Raw genomic sequence first — 1,101 nt, 5'->3', positions numbered from 1 at the left:
TGAAGCGTCCTGGGTTTAGTTCCTACCTCAGCTAAGGAAGGATTGAACTATGCCTAGAAAGTATTCCGTCGAGTTCAAGGAGAAGGCGGTCCATCAGATCATCGAAATGGTCCGCCTGGAGTCTTGCTCACTGCAACGCGCCTACACGGAGGTCGGTGAGCTGCTTGGAGTATCTCACCACACGTTGCGGGCCTGGTACCGTGACAGCGCCTCAGTACGCGATAATTCTGACGCTTCAGGCGGCGAAACAATGGAAGAAGAACTCAGGCGTCTGCGCCGCGAAAACCGCGAACTGAAACGAGCAAACGGGATTCTTAAAACTGCTTCGGCTTTTTTCGCAGCGGAACTCGACCGACCCACGACCAAATGATCTCCTACATCGACGCGTACAAAGATCAATTTGGGGTCGAGGCCATCTGCCGAGTCCTTAAACAAGCAGATCGTGGATTCATTACTTCACGCGGCTACCGCAAAGCCACCACACGTGTTCCCAGCGCAAGAGCCTTAAGCGATAGCCTGCTCATCCCAGAGATACAGCGTGTGCATGCGGAGAATTTCTCGGTCTACGGCATCCGCAAAATGTGGCACGCGATGAACCGCGAAGGCTTTCATATTGGTCGCGACAAGACCGCACGTCTGATGAAACTTGCAGGTGTTTCTGGCCGCAGACGTGGGCGAACCCCAATAACAACGGTAAGCCCGAAGACACCGGATCATCGCCCGGACCTAGTGCGCCGAAACTTCCGTGCGCAGGCACCAGGCAGGCTTTGGGTTGCCGACATTACCTACGTTCGCACCCTGTCAGGATTCGCCTACACCGCGTTTGTCGTGGATGTCTTCAGCCGAAAAATTGTTGGTGTTGCTACACGCTCGACAATGCGCACCGATGCGCTGCCCATGGAGGCATTGGAACATGCGTTAACGACTGCAGGACGAATCCATGGAAACCAACTAATTCACCACAGCGATCGGGGCAGCCAGTACGTGTCACTGAAGTATTCCACCGCGCTAGCTGAGTCAGGAATCCGCCCGAGTGTGGGAACAATCGGCGATTCTTACGACAATGCACTAGCCGAAACAGTCAACGGTCTCTACAAGGCG

At 54.6% G+C, this 1,101-nt stretch carries 1 pseudogene; it reads left to right on the top strand.

The annotated features are described in order from the left end of the window. Positions 1-49: 49 nt before the first annotated feature. Positions 50-1,101, top strand: a pseudogene (locus tag MHY22_RS11450) (IS3 family transposase); the annotation flags it as partial.

The organism is Corynebacterium sp. ACRPO (assembly GCF_022347205.1).
Classification (GTDB): domain Bacteria; phylum Actinomycetota; class Actinomycetes; order Mycobacteriales; family Mycobacteriaceae; genus Corynebacterium.
Note: the sequence above shows the minus strand (reverse complement) of the source record. Positions and strands in the feature narration are given on the sequence as shown.